Here is a 25,058-nt window from a genome sequence, read left to right as displayed (position 1 = left end):
TACAAATATAATAAGGCGGCCGCCCCTGTGGGGCGGCCGCCTTATTATATTTGAATATTGACACGTTATTGCTCAGAAGTCTACAACAACCTTGACCACAGGTTCCGGTCGCTTATCGGCCCACTCCATGGCATCGTGGAACTCCTCGACAGGGAACCGCTTGGTGATAAAGCCATCTAACTTGATATCACCCTCATTGATTCCGTCAATAACTTCCTTAAAGTCATCAGCGGTGTACATATTGGAACCGCACAGCTTCAGCTCCTTGATCTGGATCAAGTCAAAGGGAGCCTGTACATTGGCCATAATGGCAATTTCAGAAATGATGCCACCGCGCTTCGTGATCTCAGCGGCCTGCTGCACACAGGGCGCATTTCCGAAGGCCAAGAAGGTCATGTCCACGCCATAGCCATCCGTTTCTTCCAAAACACGGTCCAAAACCGGGTCCTTCATCGAATTCAGCACCAAATCGGCGCCCATTTCCTTGGCCTTCTCCAGATTGAAGTCCACCACATCAATGGCGATGATCTTCTTCGGATTGAATCTCTTTGCACTGAGCAGAACACCCAGCCCAATGGTGCCACAACCAATGATGGCGATAACGCTATCCTCATTGACCTTATGCTCTCGGACTGCGTGCATACCAACAGCCAAAGGCTCAATCAGCGCGCCCTGGTCAAAGCTGACGTTCTCCCCCAGGGGGATCACGCATCCCTCAGGAGCTACAATATACTCACCGAAGGAGCCGCTCCAGTAATAAGCGCCCAATATTTTCTTATCCTGGCACAGATTATATTTACCGGCCTTACAGAGCTCACAGTGACCGCAACCGTACTGGGGCTCTGCGGTAACACGGTCGCCAACCTTAAACTTCGTGACGGCGCTGCCAACTTCACAGACCTCACCCGCAAACTCATGTCCGGAAACCAGGGGGGGAACACGCCAAGCGTGTTTTCCATGGTAAGCATGGACCTCGGACCCACAGATACCAGTCACCTTGACCTTAATTTTTACATCAGTAGGGTTGTTGATCTGCGGTTCTTCAGTCTCTTTAAAATAGGCGACTTCCGGCTTTTCGATAAAACCAGCTCTCATGACCACGCTACCCCTCTCTTACCAATTCTCAGCCTGGGCGACAATGTTCTCAACAGTGATGCCGTTGATTGCCAGCAGGCGCTCATAGGGGGCAGACTGGCCGAACTGATCCTGGATGCCGACGCGCTTGACCTGGCCCTTGCCCATCTCGGCCACGACCTCGCAGACAGCGCCGCCCAGGCCGTTGATGATGTTGTGGTCCTCCACGGTGATAATCTTACCGATGTCGTTGACACAAGCCTTGACCGCCTCTACGTCCAGAGGCTTGATGGTGTGCATATCCAGCACTCGGGCGGAGATTCCCTTGCCAGCCAGCACCTCGGCGGCCTCCAGAGCCAGACGGACGGTGTCGCCGTTGGCGATGATGGCCACATCCTTGCCGTCCTTCAGCAGGTTGGCCTTGCCAATCTCAAAGGTGGTGTTCTCGTCATAGATGACGGGGATCGCGTCACGGGTAAAGCGCAGGTAGCAGGGGCCATTCATCTCCGCCGCCGCGGCCACCAGCTTGCGGGCGGACCAGTAGTCAGCCGGCATAATGACCGTCATGTTGGGCAGGGTGCGCAGAACACCCATATCCTCGATACACTGATGGGAAGCGCCGTCATTGGCGGGGGTAACGCCGCCGTGAGAGCAGGCGATCTTCACATTCAGGTTGGGATAGCAGATCTCCTGACGGATCTGCTCGCACATACGCAGGGAGCCGAACACAGCATAGGTAACCACGAAGGGGATCTTGCCGCAGGTAGCCAAGCCGGCTGCCAGACCGGCTCCGTTCTGCTCCGCGATGCCCACGTTCACATGCTGCTCCGGATAGGCCTTAGCAAAAGCGGTGGTTTTGCAAGACTTTCCGATGTCTACGTCTACTACATAGATGTCCTTATTGTTCTTTCCGAGCTCAACCAGCTCGTCCCCCAGGCCATCGCGGGTAGCGATCAACTTTTTATCCATCTCAGATACCCTCCTCAAGCTCACGCATAGCCTGCTGATACTGCTCATCGTTGGGAGCCATACCGTGCCAAGCCAGTTGATTCTCCATGTAAGACACACCCTTGCCCTTTACGGTGTGGGCATTGATGAACTTAGGTCTTCCATCCTTGGCAGCATGGATCTTATCAAAGGTCTCCATGATTTGCTCCATATTGTGGCCATCGATTTCATAGGTGTCATAGCCGAAGGCGTCAAACTTCTTAGTCAGATCCAGCTGAGGCATAATTTCATCTGTGGTGCCATCGATCTGCAGGCCATTGTTGTCGATGATGACCACCAGATTGTCCAGATGATACCGGTAGGCAGCCATCACTGCCTCCCAAATCTGGCCCTCATCAGCCTCGCCGTCGCCTACGACAGCGTAGACCATGTAGTCTTTATGATCGCGCTTCCCAGCCAGAGCCATACCCACGGCGCAGGACAACCCCTGTCCAAGAGAGCCGGTAGAGATGTCGATGCCAGGACACTTGTTCATAGAGGGATGGCCCTGGAGCTTGGAACCCTCCTTCCGCAAGGTGTGCAGGTCTTCCTCTGGGAAGAAACCCAGCAGACCCAGCGCGGAATACTGGATGGGGCATACATGGCCCTTTGACAGCACAAAGCGGTCACGGTCTGCCCACCTTGGATTCTTGGGGTCCACATTCATTTCACGGAAGTAGAGACAGGCCACGATATCAGCGATGGACAGAGACCCTCCTGGATGACCAGACTGTGCCTCGTAGATCATGGTCACAGCAGTTTTCCGGAGCTGCTTGGCGTACTCTTTTAGCTCCTTTGCACTAATGTTTTTCATGACTTCACCTCATAAAATTATTTCATTTGAGCAGAACACCCAATGTCCTAACATGGGATGTTTTTTGGAAAAAAAATTTGTTTCTTCCCTGCCTCTCTCCCCTGCCGGCACACCCAATCGTGTACCGGCAGAGAAGCTTGGCAGATCAGAACAACGGTTTAACCCAACAAGTTGGGAAGCGTCATAGGAATGAAGGGCAGGTAAGTCGTCAGCAACAAGGCTATGATGGATGCCACCACAAAGGGCAACACCGACTTTGACATTCTCTTCAAGCTGATATCAGCGATACCGCAACCCACATACAAATTGACGCCCACAGGAGGAGTAACCAGGCCAATCGCCAGGTTCATGACCATGATACAGCCCAGGTGTACGCCGTCGATACCCAGAGCCTCAGCAACAGGGTACAGGATGGGGACGATAATATACATGGCGGAGTTTGCGTCGATGAAGCAGCCGGCAATCAGCAGGATGATGTTGACGATCAACAGGAAGATGTACTTATTGCCCGCGGAAACCTGGATCAGCAGGTTGCTCGCATCAGCAGCCACACCAGTCACGGTCAGCACCCAAGCGAAGAGGCTGGCTGTACCGACGATAAACATGACCACGGCGGTCTGAGATACAGAATCACGCAAGATGGGCATGATGTCCTTCAGGGAAAGAGTACGGTAGATAAATAGACCGACAATCAGGCCATACAGAGCGGAAACAGCAGCAGCCTCAGTAGGGGTGAAGATACCACCATAGATACCGCCCAAGATGATGACAGGCATCAACAGACCCCAGAAAGCCTCCTTAAAGGCTGCCCAGCGTTCTTTCCCATTGGCCTTCGGCAACAGGACCAACTCACGGCCCCGGCTGACAAACTGCATGGCGAACACAAGGAAAATACCCATCAGGATACCGGGGACGATACCGGAGGCGAACAGAGAGCCCACAGACTTGCCGGTAACGGAGCCGTAGATGACGAAGGTGATAGACGGCGGGATGATGATGCCGATGGCACCGGCGGTAGACATCAAGGCGGCAGAATCGCCCTTATCATAGCCAGCCTTCACCATAGCGGGAATCAGGATCATGCCCAGAGCAGCCACTGTGGCGGGGCCGGAGCCGGAGATGGCAGCAAAGAAGCAAGCCACGATGACGCAGACCAGAGCCATACCGCTCTTTCGATGGCCCACCAGGGTCCGGCAAAAATCGATCAGCCGGGCGGAGATCCCGCTCTTTTCCATGACGTTGCCGCCCAAGATAAAGAAGGGAATGGCCAGCAGTACAAACTTACCCGTAGAAGAGTAGAGGTTGCTGGGGATCATAGAGAAGGGCAGATTCTCAGCAATCAGAGCGGCCACGCTGGAGATTCCCAGTGAAAGTCCAATCGGCACATTGAGGAGCAGAAGGACAAAGAAGGAGCCGAACAGAATCAGTGAAACCATAGCTTACTTCTCCTCCTTCTTCACCAAATGGGTAATGAACAGCTGAATATAACGGATGACCAGCACGCCACCACTGATGGGTACAAACATGCCAAACATCCACTCAGGCCACTGCATACCAGCGGTAAGCTGACCCAAAACGTACTCCTGCTTGGCCATGAAGAAACCAAACCAGAGAATGAGGACACCAAAGATAATCCCCATCAAGTCGCCCAGCAGAGTGCAAAACTTCTGCCCTTTCGCTGGGAAAAAATCGGTCAGAACAGTCAAGCCAAGGTGCGCGCCACGCTTGGCGGCCACAGCGGCGCCGGTCAGGCTTAGGATGATAAGACCCAGACAGGTCAGCTCCTCAACAAAGGGCATAGAAGCCTTCAGCACATACCGGGCAACTACGTTGACACAGGTCAACAGCATCATGACGAGCAGGATGATCGCACAGATGTTGTCTTCCAACAGTGAGAAAAACTTTTTCATTTGTGGTCCCTGCCTCCTTAATTACTTAGAAAACTCTGGAATCACTCGATGCCAAAGGCAGCGCAAGCATCCGCACCGTAGATCTCCTTGTACTCGTCAATGACAGGCTGAACAACAGCGGTAAACTCAGCCACATCTTCGTCGGTGAACTCGTAGATCTCACAGCCGTTCTCCTCGGCAAACTTAGTCTTCAGGTCCGCCTCCTCGGCGATGAGGGTCTGGTTCATTTCCTTGCAGGCCTCCTCCACACACTCGCGGATCAAAGCCTGGGTATCAGCGTTCAGCTTGTTGAAATTGTTGGAATTGGCCATCCAAGTAAACGCCTCGTACACATGGTTGGAAATGGAGATGTACTTCTGGACCTCCTGGACGTTGCCGGAGTTGATGGTACCAAGGCTATTATCATGGCCGTCGATGGTGCCCTGCTGCAGAGCAGTAAAGACCTCACTCCAGCTCATGGCCTGGGGGCTAGCGCCAAAGGCGGTATAGAAAGCGGAGAAGAAGTCACCGCCGGGCACACGGATCTTCAGTCCCTTCAGGTCATCGGGATCCTGGATGGGATGCTTGCTATTGGTCATAGCTTTAAAGCCGTTGTGGACAGCGCCCAGATAAGTGATGCCTTTCTCAGCCAGAACAGAGCTCAGGAACTCACCGCCCTCGCCAAAGAAAGCGTCCTCCGCCTCCTGATAGTCGGCAAAAATCCAGGGCAGAGTGCTTACCATCATTCGGTTATCCAGGTTGGCGATGATGGAGGTGGAATGGATGTCGATATCCACAGTACCGTCGGCCAGCAGTTCCAGGCCCTTGCTCATATTGCCGCTGGCCAGCTGGTCATTGGGGAATACATCAACAGTGACCAGTCCGCCGGACTTCTCCTCAATCTTCTCGGCAAACAGCTTGGCAGTACGGGTGTCGTTGCCCAGGTCCGTACCGTTACAGCTCAAACGCAGGGTCACTTTATCATACTGAGCTCCAGAAGCGGTACCCCCATTGCTGCCAGTGCTATTTGTGTTTGTGTCATTGCCACTGCCGCATCCAGCCAGCAGGGACAGCGCCATGGCAGAAGCCATAGCCAAAGCTAAAATTTTCTTCTTCATGTGTTTCCCTCCAAAAAATGTGTTTCCCTTTCCTCATTCTTCCATCCGCTGAAGCGACCGCTTTTAGTAGATTTGACAGCAAACTTCCGAACATAGGATGTTACGACCATCATAATAGACTATCTTTTAGGGAAAGTCAATGTCCTTTTTTTCAACTCGGGCAACTTCGTTGAACTAACTAATTTTTAAATCTAAAGCTGTATAATTTCACCAAAGCAGGCTTTCTGAGTTAATTTCTGGACATTTTCGCTTTTTATTTCAATCTTTTCGGAATGTCAGACAAAAAAAGAGGCCCAGGCCAAAAGCCGGACCTCTTTCCTTTGGTACGAATCGAAACACTGTACCCTATTGATCCTTATAAACTCCACGCCAATAGAAGTAGCTGTCATTGATTGCCTGATACAATTCTTCCATATTTGTACCAGCCAACTTATCCAGCAGATTTTTGTGCGTATCGATCAGGTACTGCCTGTCCCCTTTCTGAATGACTGTTTCAATAGTCTTTAGTCGAGATGCCTTGGTCAGCTCCACGATATTACTATGTACAATCATGATGGCAGCGTTCTCGGTGGACCGGGCCAGCTCATCATGAAACTCGATATCGGCGTCGGCAATCTTCTGAAAATCCGGGGGATCCTCCATCAAATAGCCTCTTAGTTTCTCATACTTCTGGTAAAGCACCTTCCATTGTTCCTCTGAAATGCGCTTTTCCAGCAGCATCTGCATAATACCGTTCTCCACCACTTCACGCAGACCAATCAACTCATTAAAAGAGCTCCCACTGCGCAGAATGATGCTGTATACCATTGGATTGAGTACCTTGGGAGAAAACCCGTCACATACATAGGTCCCTTCGGCCCGTCGAATCGTCAATACGCCATAGGCGACTAAAATACGAACCGCTTCACGCACTGTATTTCGCCCGACGCCAAATTTCCGGACCAGTTCCGACTCCACTGGGATCTGGTCGCCAGGTTTTAACTCTCCACTGATAATCGCTTCGGTCAGTCTGGACACCACAATATCCACCATCGATTTACTTGCAATCGGCGCAAGATAGTTTTTGTCCAGCTCCTTCATATAATCACCCGCGTCTGCTTTAATAATTATATCCTTACGATACCCCATTCTATGATATAATTTCTTTTACATTATACCTTCAAATTTTTTATAATACAAGAGCTAATTCCGAAAGGATTTCGCTCAATCTATTTTGTGCTAAAAATTTTCTTTTCTGTTGTTTTAACTTGAAACACCCAGAAGCGGGTCTTTTGTCTCTTTTAGAAAAATCGCGCCTCTCCGGCAGATCTGCCGGGGAGGCGCGGGCTATATCCTTCATTCTCACTACAGGATGATGCAGATCAACCCTCCAGATCCCTCGTTGATGATACGCTGGAGGGTCTCCCTTAACTTGGTCCGGGCATCCTCAGGCATCCGTTTGATCTTGGAATTTAGATCCTCATTGACCAGCTCATGGAGAGACTTTCCAAAAATATTGGCCTCCCAGATCTTGCTGGAATCACCCTCATATTCCTGAAGGAGATAGTTAATCATATCCTCGCTCTGCTTCTCTCCCCCTACGATGGGCGAGACCTCTGTTTCAATATCTGCTCGGATCATATGAATGGAGGGGGCGCTGGCTTTTAGACGTACCCCGTATCGTCCTCCCTGCTTGACGATTTCAGGCTCCTCCAGCACGAGGGAGTCAATAGAGGGCACCACAATTCCGTATCCCGTCTGCTCCACCTGCTCTAAGGCGTCCGATACTTTGTCGTAGGCGCATTTCACCTTGGCCAGTTCTGTCAGCAGGGCCATCAAATCTCCGTCATCCCCTACCTGGAAGCCAGACTGCTGGGACAGTGTAGCGTAGAATAGGCTACGGGGCAAGTCCAGTGTGGCCGCGGACAGCCCTGTGCCCAAATCGATTGAGGTGATCCGCGCTCCACTTACCACTTCGCAGTTCTGGAATGAGGAGACGGCCTGCTCCACGTCCCGTATCCGGCGCAGTTCACTGGTCCCCTCCCGGATGGCGCTGTATAGCTCCGCTTTGATGGGATGCTCCTGGGGCAGGGCATCCACCCAAGGCGGAAGAAACAGGTCCAGCTCCTTAATGGGGAACTCATAGAGGACGCCCTTGAGTAGATCGTTGATCTCCTCTTGGCTCAGTTCCAGGCAGTTGACCGCTACACAGGTAACGTCGTACCGTTGCGCGATATCCGCCCGGATGGCCTGGGCGCGGTCAGATTCCGGATAGGCGGAGTTGAGCAGTACAACAAAGGGCTTGCCCAGCTCCTTCAGTTCGGAGATGACCCGTTCCTCAGGCTCTAAATAATCCTCCCGCTGGATGTCGGTGATCGTCCCATCTGTTGTGATTACGATGCCAATCGTGGAGTGCTCTGAAATCACTTTTCGGGTACCGATCTCCGCGGCCTCAGCCATAGGGATCTCATGGTCAAACCAAGGAGTGGTGACCATGCGCTCATTCTCCCCCTCTAGCTGGCCCACGGCCCCACTGACCATATAGCCTACGCAGTCGATCAGCCGGACCTGAAAGGCAGCTCCCCCCTCTACCTGGACAGAGACGGCCTCCTCGGGGACGAACTTTGGCTCGGCGGTCATGATGGTGCGGCCGGAGCCGCTCTGAGGCAACTCATCCCGTGCCCGTTCCCTCCGGTATACATTCTCGATATTGGGAATCACCAGAGTCTCCATGAACCGCTTGATAAAGGTGGATTTTCCTGTACGAACCGGCCCCACGACGCCGATGTAGATATCCCCTTCGGTCCGCAGGGCAATATCCTCGTAGATTTTGCGATCTTCCACTGCAATTCCTCCTTCGGCTCTTTGGTCAGCCGGTAGTTTCCATACAATCTATGAGGATAAGCTGTATAATATAACAGCAGGAAACCTCTTTTCCATAAAAACATAGAGAGGATGGCCGCAGAGCGCATCCATCCTCCCTATTCTCTATGTCCGGAGCACAAGCACTCCTTTCACCGGGTACTGGGAATCAACAGCATGATACCAGTGGGCAGTGTGCCCTCTTCCAACTCATTGGCCTGCAGTATCTCTTGGGTAGTTGTGCCGTAGGCCTTGGCAATATCCCAGATATCCTCTCCGGGGGCAGCCAGCCTCAGCACCACAGAGGGTCTAACGCCGCTGCTGCACCGTGCCTCCCCAAGTCTGGCGCCACGAACCACAGGCACAGAGATGCACTCCGTAGTCAGGCAGTGGAATTCGACGGTAAACCGTACCTCCACGCCGCCGGCGGAGGGGGTGGCAAATACTTCGCCTGAGGTGGAACAGCGGCAGCTGCACCGACTGCCCTCGGAACAGTTCAGGCGGCACTGGACTGGAATAGTCCGGCGGACACACTGGACCATCTCATTTTCATCCAGGTACATGACAGTGATCCAAGCCTCGGCGGTCAGGACTAACTCTTTCCCCTCCCTGCTCTGGATCACCTGGCCCAGAGCCAGGCGGCTGTCTACCACGCTTCGTACCATCTCACCTGTCTCCAGCAGCTCCCGGACGGCCTGGGGACGGATCGACTGCTCCCCCAGCTGGAACAGCTGCTGATTGTCCCGGTCCGCCTCCAACTGCCAGCTGGTGCTGTATAGGTCTTGGAGCAAGGTTACCGGACGGTGGCAGCGCACCTCAGCCTGGGCCAGCAGCTCCAGCGTCACCTCCAAGCTGCGGCTGTCCTCACTGCTGGGACCGCACCGGAAGTCTGTAATCTCCACCAGGACCTGGCAATCTCCCTCTTCTCCAGCACCTGTTACCTCCAAAATCTGAGAGAAAGGCATGGACTCGTGGTTAGTGGTCAATCCGCCGCCCGCCTCCAGAAGGAGCAGCTCCAGCTCAACCACCCCTTTCAGAATCAGTTTGGTTCCTATGAGCTTGTTTTCTGAGCATACAGCACTGGCCCGGCTGGCCAGAAGTTGAGGGATCTCTCCTTGGTTTCCCTGAAGTCTGATCTGTTCAGTAAATGTAAAGGGTTTTTCCTGGACAGATGAAATCTGATAATTTTCTCCCTGATACTGGCGCTGGCACAGTGTATTGTCTTCAGTATCAGACGCGCCGCTACAGATAGGGATTTCTGTTGGCTGGAGTGCTGTCACATCTACCGCTAGATCCACCCGGAGCAGCACCTTCCTGGGGTTTAGTGCTCTCGCTTCAGCGCAGCGCAGGCGAGGACTGGCCTCTACATATCCCTGGTCCGTGAGCCCTGGGGCCTCGGCCTGACAGGTAAATGGAAGTCCCACCTCCATACGGCGCAGCCCGGCAGAACCCTCAGGCTGGTACAGAATGACAGCCCGGACCATGCCGGTTACTACCGCCATACCCTCTTTGGCTGCCTTAGAGCTGAGTGTAGCCTGACCGCACACATCCACGATCCGCAGAATATCCGGACAGGCGTCCGGAACAATGGACTCCAGCGTTTCCTCCTGGCAGAGCGTCACCTCAGTCAGTGTTTCATAACATACGATCGTATCCCGTTCAAATTCCAGTTCCATGGTCATTGTCCTCTCCTTATCATGGTGTCAGGCCGGCGGAACGCGGCCCCGGCTTTGTGACACCATATGAGAGAACGGCAGAATGTATGACTGCTTTTTCCCCTCTCAGGACTTATCGCACCCCGAAGATCCTGCGCAGCAGTCCCCGCAGGCATTTGGGGGAACGCACCACTACGATACCCATGAACACGCCTCCCCTCCCCTAAATTGACCGTCTCCGGCTGTTACCATTATATGGCGGAAGGGCTGGTCCGTGTCACTGATCCTCCTCTTTTCTCTCCATCTCCTCCACTTTGGGATTTAGAAATAGGAAAGGAGCGGATGACGAAATCGTCATCCGCTCCTTTCCTATCCGCGCTCCCAATCTGGAATCGCTTTGGCCTGTTCATACAGGCGTACATAGCTCTGATGCCGAGTTGGTTCAATCTCTCCCTCTTTCAGAGCCGCCAAAACGGCGCAGCCCTTCTCCTTCACATGAGCGCAGTCTTGAAACCGGCATCGTCCCAGGTAGGGCGCAAAGTCTGGAAAGGCATACTGCAACTCCTCTTTGCGGGCCAGCTCCATGCGGTCCACATCGAAGGAAGAGAACCCCGGCGTATCCGCTGCCAAGGCGCTACACGACAGGCGGTACAGCTCCACATGGCGGGTGGTATGCCGGCCCCGGCCCAGCTTTTGGCTCACATCCCCGGTGGAAAGGGCAATTCCAGGGTCCAGCGCGTTCAATACGCTTGATTTCCCTACCCCCGAATTTCCTGTAAAGGCAGATACCTTTCCGGTGATTAGACTGCGAAGCTCCTCCAGTCCCTCCCCGGTTTCCGCGCTGATGCGAAGGGTTGGAAAGCCAGCCCTGTGATAGATTCCAGCCAGTTTCTGGCCATCTGCAAGGTCGCATTTATTGATGCAGATGATACACTGGCAGTTCCTGCTCTGGGCGATGGCGGCCACCCGGTCGATAAGGAAAGGGTCTGTAACCGGTACAGCTTCCGAAGCGATGATAACCAGTTGGTCGATGTTGGCTACCGCAGGACGGAAAAACTCATTTCTCCTAGGCAGGATCTCATCCAGCGTGCCCGGGCTGCCATCTAAGGATGGGGTAAACCGTACCCGGTCCCCCACCAGAGGCGTCATCTTAATATGGCGAAGCCTGCCCCGTCCCCGACAGGTATAGACGCTCGCTCCGTCATCCACATAATAGAAGCCGCTGAGGGCCTTCATGATCGTACCTTCCGCCATCATCCTTCAAAACTTTCTGTCCAGCTGTTCTGTAGGACGCCATCTACATAGAGGGACATATTCTTGCTTTCTCCCGCTTTGGCCGTCACCGATACTTCAACCAGCATTTCCATTGTGGTGTCTATATCGTCGGAAAAAACGACCTCTCCGTCCGCCAGGATCTGAATAAACGCTACTCCACCAGTTTCCGGCAGAGGGACGCTCAACGTCTTGGTGACATCCTTAGCCTGGGTGCTGGGGTCCGGTCCCTGGCTGACCTGAAGACTGACAACGCTTCCAGCCTCGACCTCTTTATACGCCTCAGGATACTGCCACACTACCTGCCCCGCCTGAGCGGTATCGCTGTACACAGGGGTGACAGTCCCCACCTTCAGCCCAAGGGCGGTAATATCTTCTTCCGCCTTTTCCTGGGTTAAGCCTACCAGGCTGGGCATGGAAAAGGTCTCCGTAGCTGGCCCCAGGCTGACTACCATATGGACCTCCGTTCCCAGGGGAACCGGATTATTTTCCAGCGGCGTGAATGATATGACATGGTTGTAGGCAATCGTATCGTCATGCTCATAGGTGGGGGTGGCCACCTTCAGCCCCATCTCTGTGACCGCTAGATAGGCTTTGGAATACTCCATATTTTTTAGGTCAAGCATATTCACTGTTTCCGGTCCGCCACTGACAGTCACGGTGATAGGTGTCACCTCATCCTGGACCTTGGAGTCCGCTGCCGGGTCCTGGTGGAGGATTACACCTGCGTCGGTGTCCTCGTCGGTCTTTGTTTCTCCCAGGACCACCGTAAAATGCTCACCCAGTATGGACGGGTCCGTCATCACTTCCTCATAACTCTTACCAATCAAATTTGGTACATCATAGCTGATCTGCGGTGTAAACAGGCCGGACAGGAAGGTGTTGTAGAGGAAATAGACAACCACGCCGATAAAAGCCAGTATAGCTACCACAGCCCCCACCACCGGCCAAGGGAAGCCTCCCTGCGGCCCATCCTCGTCCTCCTCCTGGCGGCGAGGGTGGTGGTCCTCTCTGTGGCCGCCGGAATGGCGCCGCTCTGGTCTTGCCTCCCGGCTCCGATGTGAGGCCGATACCGCATGGATCTGAGTCTTGTCTCTGTCTTCCTCTTCAGGGGATGCGACGGAAAATTCGTTGAGATTATACTCAAAATTAATGGTAGGATTCTTCCGAAACTCCTCCAGATCCGCCAGCATTTCATCCGCATTGAGGTATCGGTTGTCTGGATTGGGGGCCATCGCTTTCATAGTGATGGCCTCCAGTGCCTCAGGGATTGATGGATCGATCTCTCTGGGAGACAGAGGGATCGAGTTGATATGCTGAATGGCCACCGAAACCGGGGTATCCCCTTCAAATGGAAGCCGTCCGGTAATCATTTCATAGAGCACCACACCGGCGGAGTACAGATCGGAGCGTGCGTCAATAAAGCTACCCCTGGCCTGCTCCGGAGAGATATAGTGGACAGAGCCCAGCGCCTCCTGGGTCAAAGTGCTGTGGCCCCCGGAGGCCACCCGCGCGATGCCGAAGTCGGCCACCTTTACGCTCCCGTCCCGGAGCACCATCACATTGTGGGGCTTGATGTCCCGATGGATAATGCCCCGGCTGTGGGCGTGGCCCAGCGCCTTGGTAATTTGTGTGATGAAGTGGAGGGCCTCACGCCAGTTCAGCTTGTTCCCCTTCTTCTGCATATATTGCTTCAGGGTAATCCCGTCGATCAGTTCCATGACGATATACTCCAGCTGGGAGGAGCGGCTCACGTCATAGACAGCCACGATATTTGGGTGGGACAGCATGGCTACAGCCTGGGACTCGTCGTGGAAGCGGCGGCGGAACTCGGCGTCCTGGGCCAGATCCTCCCGCAAAATCTTGATAGCCACCAGCCGGTTCAGGCGGTGGCACCGTGCCTTATACACCCTGGCCATGCCGCCGGAGCCGATAAGCTCCAGTATCTCATATCGGTTGTCGAGTAATTTACCTATGTATTGATCCATGGTAACATCCTCCCTATCTTCTTGTTCATAACCGGGGCCGTCAGCAGCGGATCAGGACCGCTGTCACGTTGTCCGGCGCGCCCCGGTGAAGGGCGATGTCCAGCAGACGCTGGGGACAGCTTTCGCTGTCACCGCCGTGGATCACCTCGTAGAGCATCTCCTGCTCTGTGACCAGATTGCTCAACCCATCGCTGCACAGCAGGAGAAAATCACCCTGGGCCAGCGGCTGGCGAAAGCAGTCCGCCAACAGCACAGGCTCGGCGCCCAGGGCCCGGGTAATCAAATTTTTATGCGGATGAGTCCTGGCCTGTTCTCTCGTCAGCTCTCCCCGCTCCACCAGGTCCTCGACCAGAGAGTGGTCCCTGGTGATCAGCACGATGCCGTCCCCATTGATATGATAGGCCCGGCTGTCCCCCTCGTTAAGGATGACCGCCTCCCCCGCTCCGGCCAGAGCAGCCACCAGTGTGGTGCCCATCCCAGTGCAATCCTCATCTGTGGCTGCCTTTTGGAATATCTCTTGGTTGGCCTGGGAGGCCGCCCGCTGCATCCGCTCCTGGTCATCGCCACTCTCCCGTAGAAAGCGGTCCATAAACAGGTCCACAGCCATAGCGCTGGCCACATTGCCTGCTCTGGCGCCTCCCATTCCATCACAGACCAGAGCGATCACCCGTCCGTCATCCATTGTCCGGGCAGAAAACGCATCTTGATTTTGTTGCCGAACCACACCCCGATGGGTGATCCCCCATACTTCCATGGAATGTAACCTCACTTCTTAGCGGTACACCACCGGCACCGCTTCGTCAATTTTCCTCTCTCATGGCCTTTCTCCGCAGTTGGCCGCAGGAGGCGTCGATATCTCCCCCCAGCTTGCGCCGGACGGTGACGGTAACCCCCTGGCTCTCCAGCCGCTTCTGGAAAGCCGCCACTCGCCTGCTTGGTTTCAGAGGACTCTCCTCCACGTCGTTGAGAGGAATTAGATTCACATGACCGGGTGTTCCCTTCAGCAGGCTGGCCAGCCGGTCGGCCTGTTGGTCAGAGTCGTTAACTCCGTCGATCATGGCGTACTCATAGGAGATCCGCCGTCCGGTGGTCTGGAAATACCGGCGACAGCAATCCATCAGCCTTTCCACCCCTATGCCCCGATTTACTGGCATGATTTTCGACCGCGTCTCGTCATCGGGCGCGTGGAGGGAAACGGATAGTGTTAATTGTAACCCACGCTGGGCCAATTTGTCAATTTTGTCTACCAAGCCGCAGGTGGACAGAGAGATATGCCGCATCCCAATGTTCAATCCGTCGGGATGGTTGACCAGGGTGAGGAACTTCATCACCGTGTCATAGTTATCCAATGGCTCCCCGATGCCCATCAGAACGATGTTGGAGATTGGCTCACCGCTGTCTATCTGGGTAAACAGGACCTGGTCCACCATCTCCGCCGGAGTCAGATCCCGGACCTTTCCAGCCAGGGTAGAGGCACAAAAGGCACACCCCATGCGGCAGCCCACCTGACAGGAGATACATACCGTATTCCCATGCTTGTACCGCATCAAAACTGTTTCAATACAGTTGCCATCGGCCAGCTCCCAGAGGTATTTGATCGTCCCATCCAGGGCGGAAACCTGCTTCCGGGCCACCTTGGGCTTGGACAGAAAGCACTGCTCCTCCAGCTTTTGACGAAGGGGCTTGGACAGGTCGCTCATCTCCCCAAAGGAGGTGGCCCCCCGGTAGAACCAACGAAAGACCTGCTTTCCCCGAAAGGCGGGCTCTCCCTGCTCTTGGAGCCAAGCGGTCAGCTCCTCCAGTGTCATGGATTTTAGGTCGATCAAAGGGAATCCTCCCCCTTCCGAAGCTTGCAAATAAAGAATCCGTCGGTGTCGTGGCGATGTGGCCACAGGGTTATCATCCCCTCCGGGGCCGCTCCTACTGGGTCAGGCAGTACAAAGGGCTCCTTTTGGAAGGAGCTGTCCCTTGTTAAAAAGGTCCCAATGACCTCCTCGTTCTCCCGACGGAGAAGCGTGCAGGTAGAGTAGAGCAGCGTCCCGCCGGGCCGTACATACCGGGCCGCATTGGACAGGATGGCCAGCTGGATCTCTGGAAGTCCCTCCAAAGGCGCCGGGTCCTTGTAGCGGATATCCGGCTTTTTACGGATGACACCCAGCCCGGAGCAGGGGGCGTCTACCAGTACCAGGTCAAAGGCACGCTCCCACTCCGGGTGAAATACTTTGCCGTCGGCGGTCTGTGGAGTAATGATGTCCAGACCCAACCGGTCCGCGCCGGCCTGGATGAGTTTCTTTTTATGGGGATGAAGGTCGCAGGAAATGACCTGGCCACAATTTTCCATCGCAATCGCCGCAGCGAAGGACTTTCCTCCGGGGGCGGCACAGCAGTCCAGCACCCTCATGCCGGAGATGGGGCCTGCGGCGAGGACGGCCAGCCGGGACGCTGGGTCCTGCACATAGAACAGACCCTTTTGAAAGGCATCAAGCTCCTCCAGATTACCCGTCCGGGCCAAAAGCAGACAGTCGTTCAGCCATAGGTGGAGTCGTGCCTCCACCCCCGCCTCCTCCAGCTTATCCTGCAGCTCCTGGGCCGTAATCTTTGTTGTGTTCACCATAACGGACATAGGTGGCTGGCTATTATTTGCTGCAAGCAGCTTGGATGTTTCCCCTGTCCCGATGGCCAAGAGAAATTCCTTTACCATCCACTCCGGATGGGAATACAAAATAGACAGATAAGAGGTGGGGTCCCGCTGAGGTACCGTGGGAAGATCGTCCAGACTTCGGACCAACGCCCTCAAAATACCATTTACCATCCCCGCCGCCCTTGGGTTTTTACAGTGCCGTTTGGCCAGCTCCACCGAGCTGTTTACCGCCGCGCTCTGGGGAATCTTATCCAGAAAGAGAAGCTGGTATGCCCCCAAGCGCAGGGCCTGTACCACCTTTTCCTCCATCCTCTTCAGGGGAATATTGGAAAACCGGGACAGATAAAAGTCCAGCAGCATCTGATTTTGAAGCACGCCAAAGCACAGTTGGGTGGCAAGGGCCGCATCCCGTCTGTCCGCTCCGTGTTGAGCTAGTTGTTTCTTCAACACACCATCCGACCAGCCCCCTTGCTTGTAGCAGGCATACAGCGCCTGCAACGATACCTCGCGTGCGTCCATGCTTCTCACCGGCCTTTCTTCTTTTTTTCTTGAAAGAAAAAGGAGGGGAAAACTTGAGAAAAACTTCGTTTTCTCTCACTTTCTTACCATTTCTCTCAGCGTTAACAACAGAATGCCAATCAGGTCCTCCTATCATAGCAGCCGGGATGACTATAAAATACAGGCAAGTCTCCCTATAAATTGGCAAATGCCATGATAAATGACCGCTCCCATGGCGTTTCTCCTTTTTCGATCACAGGTGAATGGGATGGCCAGCCAAATAGGAGGCGGCGGACATACGCTTGCCGCCAGGAGCCTGCAGCTCCAGGATACGGAGGAGCCTTCCGTCCCCACAGGCCACATCGATGCCTTCCTTCCCCGCGGCGACCACTGTACCAGGCTGTTTGTCCGTCCCCTGGTCCAGAAGGGTGGACTTGAACACTTTGACTGGCTCCGCAGAAAAGATGTCCGTGGAGGTGGCGGGCCATGGCACCAGCCCTCTGATCTGGTTATGGATGTCCCACCCGCTCCTGCTCCAGTCGATGGGAGAGAACTCTCGGGACAGCATAGGAGCCAGCGTAGCCTGGCTGTGGTCCTGAGGGATCCGCCGGGCGGTCCCGGCAGCCAGCTCCGCCACAGTTTGGACCAGCAGCCGCCCACCCAGGTCAGCCAGCCGGTCGTGGACGTTCTCCACCGTTTCCTCCGGGTCGATATGGGTTGTCTCCTGGGCGATGATATCCCCGGCGTCCAGCTCCTCGGCCATATACATAATGGTCACACCTGTCTCCTTTTCCCCACGGATCACTGCCCAGTTGATGGGGGCAGCCCCCCGGTATTTGGGCAGCAGAGAGGAATGGACATTGATGCAGCCCATTGGAGGCAGAGCCAGGATATCGTCAGGTAGGATACGGCCATAGGCGGCCACCACCACCAGCTCCGGTGCCAGCTCCCTGAGCTGGGCTAATACTGTGCCATCCCGAAGCTTGGTAGGCTGGTAGACCGGGATCCCATGAGCTGCGGCGCAGGACTTGACCGGTGTAGGCTGAAGCTTGTTCTGGTGCCGCCCAACCGGCTTGTCCGGCTGGCTGAACACCCCGCACACCTCATGTCCCGCGGAGATCAGCCCCTCTAGGGAGGGAACAGCAAAGTCTGGAGTGCCCATAAACACGATCCTCATCCCCGCTCCTCCTGCTCCTCTTCCGACATCATCTGGTCCAGATCCTCGTTAGTATAGAGCTTGTCCGTCAGTTCCGTGTACAGATGGCCGTCCAGATGGCTCAACTCGTGACAGAAACAGCGGGCGGTGAGTTCCTGTCCCTCCACCTCAAACCAGTTTCCATCCCGGTCCTGGGCCTTTACTTTAACCCAAGCCGGCCGCTTCACATAGCCCCACAGTCCAGGGACAGACAGGCAGCCCTCCAGTCCGTCCTGTTCGCCCTTCTGGTCAACGATTTCAGGGTTGACCAGCTCCAGCATCTCTCCATCATCATTCACCACGATGACCGCACGGCGCAGGATGCCCACCTGAGGAGCGGCCAGCCCAAGGCCGTTGGCCTTTGCCAGCGTCTCCTTCAAGTCGTCCAGCAGCTCCCACAGCTTCTGGTCAAATTTGGTGACGGGATGGCACATCTTATTCAGGGCCGGATCGCCCTTGGTTAGGATCGTACGAATCGCCATGTTATTTTCTCCTTTTATTCTTCTGTCGGGGCCTCAAAGCCCAAGTCTAACTCTGATAGGGATCCCAATCTCCATACACGGACACCCCCCGGTTGTCCTTATCCTGATGGACGGACCGGATGAGATGAGCAATCAATCTACGGACTTCTCTGGTACAGGGGCCAGTCAAAGTCAGGCGATAACGGTAGCGGTTATTCACCTTCGCCACCGCAGCCGGAGCCGGACCCAGCACCTGCCAACCGCCCGGAGCGTATCGCTTCAGCTCCTGGTCAAGCGCCTGCCGCAGTCGGTCGCAGCACCGCAGGACAGCCATCTCATCCACACTGGAGGCGGTGAGTACGATGATATCCTGAAAAGGCGGGTAGCCCCGCAGCCGACGCAGCAGGATCTCGGACTGGTAGAAACTGTCATAATCCTGGCTTGCGGCACATCGGATCACATCGTTTTCCGGGGTAAAGGTCTGGATGACCGCTCGCCCCTGTTTGTCCCCCCGCCCTGCGCGGCCTACGACCTGGGTCAGCAGGGAGAAGGTGCGTTCCCCAGCCCGGAAGTCGTCCACATACAGGGACAAATCGGGAGCGATGACCCCAACCAAAGTCACATTTTCAAAGTCCAGACCTTTGGCTACCATCTGAGTCCCCACTAAAATGGGAATCCGTTCCTTCTGAAAGCGGTCCAGCAGCTCCTCATGGGGGTGGGCCGCTGAAACTGTATCCGTATCCATCCGCAGGACCTGCGTGCCTGGAAACAGCGTCTCCAGCTCCTCCTGGACTCGCTGGGTCCCCACCCCGATAAAGTTCAGCAGTCCTCCGCAGGAGGGACACACCGGGGGCAGGGGCTGGGACCAGCCGCAGTGATGGCACATGAGCCGGCCGTTGGCCGAGTGATAGGTCAGCTTCACTGAGCACCGGGGGCACTCAGGCACCTGCCCGCACTCTCCGCAGGAGACCATTCGGCTGGCTCCCCGGCGGTTGAGGAACAAAATCGACTGCTCGCCCCGCGCTAGATTTTCTTCCAGCTCCCGCCGGAGCACGGAGCTGATGGCGGAGGCGTTGCCTTGACGCAGCTCCTGCTTCATATCGGCCAGGATAACCTGTGGAAGCGGGTGCTGGTTATAGCGGTTCTTCAGCTGGAACAGGTGGTATGTCCCCTCCTGCCCATGGTACATGCTCTCCACAGAAGGAGTAGCGGAGCCCAGCACCAGCAGAGCCCCATGCTGGACACAGCGGTATTTCGCAATATCTCGGGCGTGGTACCGTGGAACATTTTCTGATTTATAGCTGGCCTCCTGCTCCTCATCCAGGATGATGACGCCGATGTTGTCCAGAGGGGCAAAGACAGCGGACCGGGTGCCAATGACCACGGTAGCTGTTCCTTCACGTACCCGCTTCCACTCGTCATACCGCTCCCCCGCCCGAAGTGAGCTGTGAAGGACGGCTATCTGATCCCCAAAGTGAGAAGTGAATATTCTTAGCAGCTGCGGTGTCAGAACGATCTCCGGCACCAGGACTAGCGCTGTTTTCCCCTGCTTTCTGGTTTCCTGGATCAGTCGGATATAGATCTGTGTCTTGCCGCTGCCTGTCACACCATAGAGCAGCGCGGCAGCCGGCTGACCGCTCCGGCGCAGCTGGTCAAGCCCCTCAAACGCCTCCTGCTGTTCCCGGTTGAGCACCAGGGGCTGGGCCGGCTCCACCTGGATGGCAGGCAGGCGGCGGAACACCTCCCGCTCCTCCAAGGTCAATATTCCACTTTTTTCTAGGGATTTTATGGTAGGCATAGAAGCCCCGGTGAAATAACACAACTCTTTGACCGAAGCCGCACCCAGTGTACACAGCAGTTCGGTTACGGAGTATCGAAGGGGAGCCGTCTTTCGCTTGGGCGTGACCATCGCCATAGCGTCCTCCGTGGGGACCGCCAACACCGCCAGCTTCTCCCGCTTATCCCCTACGCCCCGGCGTGTACTTGTTTCCAGCCGCGCCGCGCCTCTCTCCACCAAAAGATGGATCGCCGGATTGGGATCCTTGGGGCCGAAGGCCATACGGATCTGTTCCATATCTCCCCTTCCGCCCCAGTCATACAGCAGGTCCAAGAGCTGTACCGCCAGGGCCGCCCCCTCCGCCGTCTGATAGGCCGCTTCCTTGTCTCCCTGGACCACTACCTGATCCCGGAGTGAGAAATAGAGCCCTGCCGGCAGCATGGCTTTGACGCAGTCATACATCGTACAGAAACAGCGTTCCCGCATCCAAAGGGCCAGTTGGATCCCTTTATGGTCCAGCACCGGCGCATCATCTAACTTAGATTGGATGGCTTTTAGAGAGGGGCCACCCTCCCCCTCCTCACGGATGGAGAGGACAATGCCGTCCGTCCCCCGGTTTCCGCTTCCAAAAGGGACGAGCACCCGCATACCAGGCACCAGTTCCTTCTCCAACTCCTTGGGGATCCAGTAGTCATAGGGCTTATCAATAGCGTAGACGGCCCTGGAAACAGCGACTTTTGCGATTTTCCGTCCCACGGTCCGACCACCCCCTATCACAAGGAAAGCAAGCGCAAGGTTCCCCTTCGCCTGCTTTCTCTCCCTTTACTCCTGGTCCAATTTTCCTTCCGCCACCTCCCGGATGGCAATGCTGACCGGCTTGTCGTCCAGCGGCACACCAGCCGTCTCCGCCTCGCTGGCGATCTTGCGGGCCCGGCAGGCCACAACGTTTACCAGCTCATAGCGGCTGGGCACCTTCTTCAGTAAATCCTTCATAGCGGGATAGAGCATCATGATAAAAACCCCTTTTCAACCATAATCGTTAAAACTTTTTCGCTCAGATAAACTGGGAGAGCATACCGCTCCGGTTCTCCACCCGGCATTGGGCGGCGGTCAGGATGGACTCGATTTCATAAACCGCATTTGACACCTTGTCGTTGATCACCAGGTAGTCATAATTCGGTATCTCCCGAAATTCGATCCGAGCCTTTTCCAGGCGCCCGGAGATAACCTCCTCACTGTCGGTATTCCGGCCGTGGAGACGTCGGGAAAGCTCCTCAAAGGAGGGCGGAATGATAAAGATGGACAGTGCGTCTGGGCACTGGTCCTTTACCTTGGCCGCTCCCTGAACCTCGATATCTAGCAGCACATCAATACCGGCCGCCAGCTTCTCCCGTATTACCTTGAGTGAGGTCCCATAGTAGTTATTCACATACTCGGCATATTCCAGCAGCTCCTGGGCGGCGATCATCCGCTCAAACTCAGCCCGGTCTACAAAGTTATAATTGACCCCATCTTGCTCCCCCACACGGGGTTGACGGGTGGTGTAGGACACAGAGAAATAGATGTCAGGGCGCTGTCCCAATAGTTCAGCGATCACCGTGCTCTTACCCACACCAGAGGGCCCGGAGAGGACGATCAGTTGCCCCTTTTCTTTCTTTATGGCCATGTGGCCCCCTCCTCTTCCTGTCTGTCCGCCTTTTCTCCGTCCAGCCGGCTGGCCACAACATCGGGCGAAAGAGCGGACAAAATCAGATGGTCATTGTCCATTACCAGCACGGAGCAGGTCTTACGCCCATAGGTGGCGTCAATGAGTACGCCCCGCTCTCTGGCCTCCTGGATCATGCGTTTGATTGGGGCTGATTCCGGCGCGATGACCGCCAGCAGCCGCTGGGCGGAAATCAGGCTGCCAAATCCGATATTGATCAGCTTCACAGCGCCGTTCCTCCTTATTCGATATTCTGGACCTGCTCCCGAATCTTTTCAATCTCCGCCTTGATATCGACCACCTGACGGGCGATGTCAATATCGCTGCATTTAGATCCGATGGTATTGGCCTCCCGGTTGAACTCCTGAATCAAGAAATCCAGCTTCCGTCCAATCGCTCCACCCTTGTCCAGCATCTCCCGGAGCTGTTCGATGTGGCTGCGCAGCCGCACAGTTTCTTCGTCCACGGCCACCTTGTCCGCAAAGATCGCGGCTTCTGTCAGGATGCGCGCCGGATCGAGCTGGGTGTTGGACAGCACCTCGTTCATCCTACTCTCCAGCCTGGTCCGATACTCGGAAACGGTCTGAGGGGAACGCGCCTCCACCACCCCCACCTTCTCCTCGATCAAGGCGGCACGGGCCAGAATATCCTCCCTAAGCCGTCCCCCCTCTCGGGTGCGCATCTGGTCAAAATCAGCCAAGGCCCGGTCCAGGACCGCGCATATGTCTTTTGCCATCTGCTCTACATCCTCTTCCGCCTTTTGGGCCAACAGCACCTCAGGAAAACGCGAGAGTGTCTCAGGGGTAATATGATAGGAGCCCGCACCGCAAAACTCTGCCAGCTCTCTCAGAGCAGCGGCGTATTGGGCGGCCAGGGGCCTGTTTACCGACACCTGTATATCGTCGGCGCCCGTGCTGTCCATCGTGACAAATACGTCTACCTTTCCCCGCGAAATGGCGCTCTGCACCCGTGTCTTGATGGCATCCTCAGAAAACAGATACAGCCTTGGAATGCGGACATTACAGTCCAGATAGCGGTTATTGACGGAGCGCAGCTCCACTGTGATTGTGCAGCCGTTGACCGTCTCCTCCGCCCGGCCGTAACCGGTCATGCTCTTGACCAAATCAGGTCACTCTCCTTGATATGGATTATAGCTCAACGCCTGCCTCCCCGACTCAGACGATGTCCCAGCAAACCGATGAGCCTGGATAGGCCGATGTCGTAACAGATAAATACCAGGTTTCCCCCAGCAAAAAAGATAGCGATTCCCTCCTCCAGCCACTGGGGCGGGTCAGGGAGAAGCAATCCCTGAAATAAAAACCAGCACAGGATCAAAGCAGCATTAAAGAAAATCAGCTTCAGGAGCCACTCTACCGCTCCACGGCGCAATCCCTCGATGCGGCTCTTTACCACCGGATAGAGGCCCAGAAACACCAGATAGAGCAAAGGTATCCCCTTATTTGGCAGCAGGACCAGTCCCAGCAAGGAACCTGCTGCCCAGCACATATAGCCAGCCGCGCGGCCAGCATACAATGTCGCAGTCACTGGAAACAGGCCAGCCACAGCTGTAAGACCCAGCCAGCCCGAAGGTACGATACAGGCCAGCCATAAAATGACCAGGCTCCCCGCCCCCAGCATACCGCCCAGAGCAATTCTGACGCTCTGTTCACGATCCCGACGTGACATTTAGCAGTGTCCTCCCCCACACAGACAGTTCAGACACAGCATTGAGGTACAACAGTCCATCCCGTCTACTGTATTGGTATAGCCATAGGGGCGATAACCCACATTGCCACGTTGCATGATAGACAGAGCCTGGCGGTATTCCATATTGTTGGGCTCCATCTGGACCGCCATGGAATAGTTCTGCATGGCCTCATCCAGCCATCCCTTGCGGTAGGCGATGCTGCCGGAGAGGAAATACCACTCCCCGTTTTTCTGGGGCACCTCCAATAAAAGGCGTTCCGCGGTCTGGAGATCACCGGCGTTAATCAGATTGCGGATCTGGGCAAAGGTGGGGTTTGCGGAGCCGCCATAAGACCTCTGCTGGCTATAACTCCCGGAGGACTGCTGATAGCCGCCACCACCGGCACGGCTCTTGGTGATGGCGTCATAGGCCTCGTTGATCTCCTTCATCTTCTCTTCCGCCAGATCTGCCAGAGGGTTGTTTTGATAGTTGTCGGGGTGGTATTTTCGTGCCAGCTCACGGTAAGCTTTCTTAATCTCCTCATCGCTGGCATTCTGGTCCACACCTAAGACGCTATACGGATCTCTCATCAGTTGTTACTCCAAATCTTTTGTTTTTTTATCTCTCGCCAGCTGCCATCAAAGACAGCCCGCTGCACCATAGGCAGCCCCAGGTACAGGATATTCTCTAAAATCGGGGTTCGGCAGCCAAACTCCCCTAATTGGAGAGCAGCGCCCATCAGCCCCAGGGAATGGTCCAAGGTACGCCTTAAGTTTTCATCATCCCCCTGGGGACCAAATCGGGCTATCACCGGGTTATACCGCCCGGCTGCCCGGTCCTCCTCCATGTCGTCCCTCGCGTCCACCAAATAGATCCATCGCCCAAGCTGATAGAGCAGTTGGGATAACACCCGGTCCTGTTTTCCCTCTTTCGCTGCCGCTCCCTGGAGCAGCCGGGCAAAGGTATCGGCCGCCTGGTCCATCGAAGGACAACTCGCCCGCTCCAGCTGTTCCAATTCCACCAGGCTGTCCTGGACTTGCTGGTCAAAGGCAGGACAGCGAACCGCAGCCTTCCGGTAAGATGGACGCAGCAGAAGGGAAAGTCCTCTCGCGGGCATGGCTTTCCAAAAGCCCTCGTCCTTGATCGAATCCCGCAGCTTCCACCATGCCAGGATGACACTCTCATCCGCCGCCAACTCCAGCGCCTCGCTGTCAGGACACATGGGCTTTTTGACCAGAGGATTGGCGTGGCACCGCCCCTGACAGGGAGTAAAACGCTCCTCCGGCTCCCACAGCAGAAGAGCCAGAAAGGTGAAATCAAAGTTCAGGAACATAGGGGCCAGCAGCCCATAGCGCCGGCGCAAGCAACGGCACAAGCCGCAGTAGGTTGCCCGGTACAGGTCAAACTCCCTGCATTTCATCTCCGGGCGGCAGGGCCTTACATATCCAAACACTGC

Annotated in this window: 24 protein-coding genes; all 24 read right to left on the bottom strand. The window is 55.4% G+C overall.

What is annotated here, in order from left to right:
• Positions 1-72 precede the first annotated feature (72 nt).
• Positions 73-1,095, bottom strand: a complete 1,023-nt coding sequence (locus H8S11_RS06040; RefSeq protein WP_147572283.1) for a zinc-dependent alcohol dehydrogenase — start codon at positions 1,093-1,095, stop codon at positions 73-75.
• An 18-nt stretch (positions 1,096-1,113) separates the two neighbouring features.
• Positions 1,114-2,043 carry a transketolase family protein gene (locus H8S11_RS06035; protein WP_186852524.1) on the bottom strand — a complete coding sequence of 310 codons (930 nt, stop codon included), beginning with the start codon at positions 2,041-2,043 and terminating at the stop codon, positions 1,114-1,116.
• Between the two features lies 1 nt (position 2,044).
• Positions 2,045-2,875 (bottom strand): transketolase, encoded by an 831-nt coding sequence (locus tag H8S11_RS06030; RefSeq protein WP_186852523.1) that lies wholly within the window; start codon positions 2,873-2,875, stop codon positions 2,045-2,047.
• A 158-nt stretch (positions 2,876-3,033) separates the two neighbouring features.
• Positions 3,034-4,311, bottom strand: coding sequence for a TRAP transporter large permease (locus H8S11_RS06025; RefSeq protein WP_147572281.1), 1,278 nt, complete (start codon positions 4,309-4,311; stop codon positions 3,034-3,036).
• A 3-nt stretch (positions 4,312-4,314) separates the two neighbouring features.
• Positions 4,315-4,785 (bottom strand): TRAP transporter small permease, encoded by a 471-nt coding sequence (locus tag H8S11_RS06020; RefSeq protein ID WP_147572280.1) that lies wholly within the window; start codon positions 4,783-4,785, stop codon positions 4,315-4,317.
• A gap of 41 nt (positions 4,786-4,826) precedes the next feature.
• Positions 4,827-5,882, bottom strand: a complete 1,056-nt coding sequence (locus H8S11_RS06015) for a DctP family TRAP transporter solute-binding subunit (RefSeq protein WP_186852522.1) — start codon at positions 5,880-5,882, stop codon at positions 4,827-4,829.
• A 345-nt stretch (positions 5,883-6,227) separates the two neighbouring features.
• Positions 6,228-6,962: a FadR/GntR family transcriptional regulator gene (locus H8S11_RS06010; protein ID WP_243200953.1), complete on the bottom strand. Its 735-nt coding sequence runs from the start codon at positions 6,960-6,962 to the stop codon at positions 6,228-6,230.
• Between the two features lie 264 nt (positions 6,963-7,226).
• Positions 7,227-8,705: a stage IV sporulation protein A gene (gene spoIVA, locus H8S11_RS06005; RefSeq protein WP_186852521.1), complete on the bottom strand. Its 1,479-nt coding sequence runs from the start codon at positions 8,703-8,705 to the stop codon at positions 7,227-7,229.
• A gap of 170 nt (positions 8,706-8,875) precedes the next feature.
• Positions 8,876-10,405, bottom strand: a complete 1,530-nt coding sequence (locus H8S11_RS06000; RefSeq protein WP_147572278.1) for a DUF3794 and LysM peptidoglycan-binding domain-containing protein — start codon at positions 10,403-10,405, stop codon at positions 8,876-8,878.
• Between the two features lie 342 nt (positions 10,406-10,747).
• Positions 10,748-11,632 carry a ribosome small subunit-dependent GTPase A gene (gene rsgA, locus H8S11_RS05995; RefSeq protein WP_186852653.1) on the bottom strand — a complete coding sequence of 295 codons (885 nt, stop codon included), beginning with the start codon at positions 11,630-11,632 and terminating at the stop codon, positions 10,748-10,750.
• The gene (gene pknB, locus H8S11_RS05990; RefSeq protein WP_147572276.1) at positions 11,632-13,638 is read right to left on the bottom strand and encodes a Stk1 family PASTA domain-containing Ser/Thr kinase; all 2,007 of its coding nucleotides are present in this window, start codon (positions 13,636-13,638) and stop codon (positions 11,632-11,634) included. The genes rsgA and pknB overlap by 1 nt, the downstream gene beginning before the upstream one ends.
• A 40-nt stretch (positions 13,639-13,678) precedes the next feature.
• A complete protein-coding gene (locus H8S11_RS05985) occupies positions 13,679-14,392 on the bottom strand; it encodes a Stp1/IreP family PP2C-type Ser/Thr phosphatase (RefSeq protein ID WP_147572275.1) in 714 nt (237 codons plus the stop codon).
• 46 nt (positions 14,393-14,438) lie between these two features.
• Entirely contained in the window at positions 14,439-15,464 is a 1,026-nt protein-coding gene (gene rlmN, locus H8S11_RS05980; RefSeq protein WP_147572274.1) for a dual-specificity RNA methyltransferase RlmN, read from the bottom strand.
• Positions 15,461-16,798 carry a 16S rRNA (cytosine(967)-C(5))-methyltransferase RsmB gene (rsmB, locus tag H8S11_RS05975; RefSeq protein WP_186852520.1) on the bottom strand — a complete coding sequence of 446 codons (1,338 nt, stop codon included), beginning with the start codon at positions 16,796-16,798 and terminating at the stop codon, positions 15,461-15,463. Before rsmB ends, rlmN begins: the two co-directional genes overlap by 4 nt.
• Positions 16,799-17,030: 232 nt before the next feature.
• On the bottom strand, positions 17,031-17,954 hold the full coding sequence (gene fmt, locus H8S11_RS05970) for a methionyl-tRNA formyltransferase (protein WP_186852519.1): 924 nt from the start codon (positions 17,952-17,954) through the stop codon (positions 17,031-17,033).
• Entirely contained in the window at positions 17,951-18,454 is a 504-nt protein-coding gene (gene def / locus H8S11_RS05965) for a peptide deformylase (RefSeq protein WP_147572271.1), read from the bottom strand. The genes fmt and def overlap by 4 nt, the downstream gene beginning before the upstream one ends.
• 46 nt (positions 18,455-18,500) lie before the next feature.
• Entirely contained in the window at positions 18,501-20,966 is a 2,466-nt protein-coding gene (priA, locus tag H8S11_RS05960; RefSeq protein WP_186852518.1) for a replication restart helicase PriA, read from the bottom strand.
• Positions 20,967-21,032: 66 nt separating this feature from the next.
• Entirely contained in the window at positions 21,033-21,221 is a 189-nt protein-coding gene (gene rpoZ, locus H8S11_RS05955) for a DNA-directed RNA polymerase subunit omega (RefSeq protein WP_147572269.1), read from the bottom strand.
• A gap of 43 nt (positions 21,222-21,264) precedes the next feature.
• A complete protein-coding gene (gene gmk, locus H8S11_RS05950; protein ID WP_186852651.1) occupies positions 21,265-21,870 on the bottom strand; it encodes a guanylate kinase in 606 nt (201 codons plus the stop codon).
• The gene (locus H8S11_RS05945) at positions 21,867-22,142 is read right to left on the bottom strand and encodes a DUF370 domain-containing protein (protein ID WP_147572267.1); all 276 of its coding nucleotides are present in this window, start codon (positions 22,140-22,142) and stop codon (positions 21,867-21,869) included. Before H8S11_RS05945 ends, gmk begins: the two co-directional genes overlap by 4 nt.
• Positions 22,143-22,156: 14 nt before the next feature.
• Complete coding sequence (locus tag H8S11_RS05940) at positions 22,157-23,038, bottom strand: YicC/YloC family endoribonuclease (protein ID WP_147572266.1); 882 nt, start codon at positions 23,036-23,038, stop codon at positions 22,157-22,159.
• A gap of 32 nt (positions 23,039-23,070) precedes the next feature.
• On the bottom strand, positions 23,071-23,601 hold the full coding sequence (locus H8S11_RS05935; protein WP_147572265.1) for a hypothetical protein: 531 nt from the start codon (positions 23,599-23,601) through the stop codon (positions 23,071-23,073).
• Positions 23,602-24,192, bottom strand: a complete 591-nt coding sequence (locus tag H8S11_RS14065) for a J domain-containing protein (RefSeq protein WP_186852517.1) — start codon at positions 24,190-24,192, stop codon at positions 23,602-23,604.
• Positions 24,192-25,055, bottom strand: coding sequence for a DUF5685 family protein (locus H8S11_RS05925; RefSeq protein ID WP_147572263.1), 864 nt, complete (start codon positions 25,053-25,055; stop codon positions 24,192-24,194). Before H8S11_RS05925 ends, H8S11_RS14065 begins: the two co-directional genes overlap by 1 nt.
• Between the last annotated feature and the right edge of the window lie 3 nt (positions 25,056-25,058).

Source organism: Flintibacter hominis (assembly GCF_014287965.1).
GTDB lineage: Bacteria > Bacillota > Clostridia > Oscillospirales > Oscillospiraceae > Lawsonibacter > Lawsonibacter aceti.
This window is presented reverse-complemented; position numbering and strand designations above follow the sequence as displayed.

Bases quoted from the DNA above. Each gene is read 5' to 3' on its own strand.
- H8S11_RS06040 (WP_147572283.1), bottom strand. From the start codon at position 1,095: ATGAGAGCTGGTTTTATCGAAAAGCCGGAAGTCGCCTATTTTAAAGAG.
- H8S11_RS06035 (WP_186852524.1), bottom strand. From the start codon at position 2,043: ATGGATAAAAAGTTGATCGCTACCCGCGATGGCCTGGGGGACGAGCTG.
- H8S11_RS06030 (WP_186852523.1), bottom strand. From the start codon at position 2,875: ATGAAAAACATTAGTGCAAAGGAGCTAAAAGAGTACGCCAAGCAGCTC.
- H8S11_RS06025 (WP_147572281.1), bottom strand. From the start codon at position 4,311: ATGGTTTCACTGATTCTGTTCGGCTCCTTCTTTGTCCTTCTGCTCCTC.
- H8S11_RS06020 (WP_147572280.1), bottom strand. From the start codon at position 4,785: ATGAAAAAGTTTTTCTCACTGTTGGAAGACAACATCTGTGCGATCATC.
- H8S11_RS06015 (WP_186852522.1), bottom strand. From the start codon at position 5,882: ATGAAGAAGAAAATTTTAGCTTTGGCTATGGCTTCTGCCATGGCGCTG.
- H8S11_RS06010 (WP_243200953.1), bottom strand. From the start codon at position 6,962: ATGAAGGAGCTGGACAAAAACTATCTTGCGCCGATTGCAAGTAAATCG.
- H8S11_RS06000 (WP_147572278.1), bottom strand. From the start codon at position 10,405: ATGACCATGGAACTGGAATTTGAACGGGATACGATCGTATGTTATGAA.
- rsgA (WP_186852653.1), bottom strand. From the start codon at position 11,632: ATGGCGGAAGGTACGATCATGAAGGCCCTCAGCGGCTTCTATTATGTG.
- pknB (WP_147572276.1), bottom strand. From the start codon at position 13,638: ATGGATCAATACATAGGTAAATTACTCGACAACCGATATGAGATACTG.
- H8S11_RS05985 (WP_147572275.1), bottom strand. From the start codon at position 14,392: ATGGAAGTATGGGGGATCACCCATCGGGGTGTGGTTCGGCAACAAAAT.
- rsmB (WP_186852520.1), bottom strand. From the start codon at position 16,798: ATGGACGCACGCGAGGTATCGTTGCAGGCGCTGTATGCCTGCTACAAG.
- fmt (WP_186852519.1), bottom strand. From the start codon at position 17,954: ATGAGGATCGTGTTTATGGGCACTCCAGACTTTGCTGTTCCCTCCCTA.
- def (WP_147572271.1), bottom strand. From the start codon at position 18,454: ATGGCGATTCGTACGATCCTAACCAAGGGCGATCCGGCCCTGAATAAG.
- rpoZ (WP_147572269.1), bottom strand. From the start codon at position 21,221: ATGATGCTCTATCCCGCTATGAAGGATTTACTGAAGAAGGTGCCCAGC.
- H8S11_RS05935 (WP_147572265.1), bottom strand. From the start codon at position 23,601: ATGTCACGTCGGGATCGTGAACAGAGCGTCAGAATTGCTCTGGGCGGT.
- H8S11_RS14065 (WP_186852517.1), bottom strand. From the start codon at position 24,192: ATGAGAGATCCGTATAGCGTCTTAGGTGTGGACCAGAATGCCAGCGAT.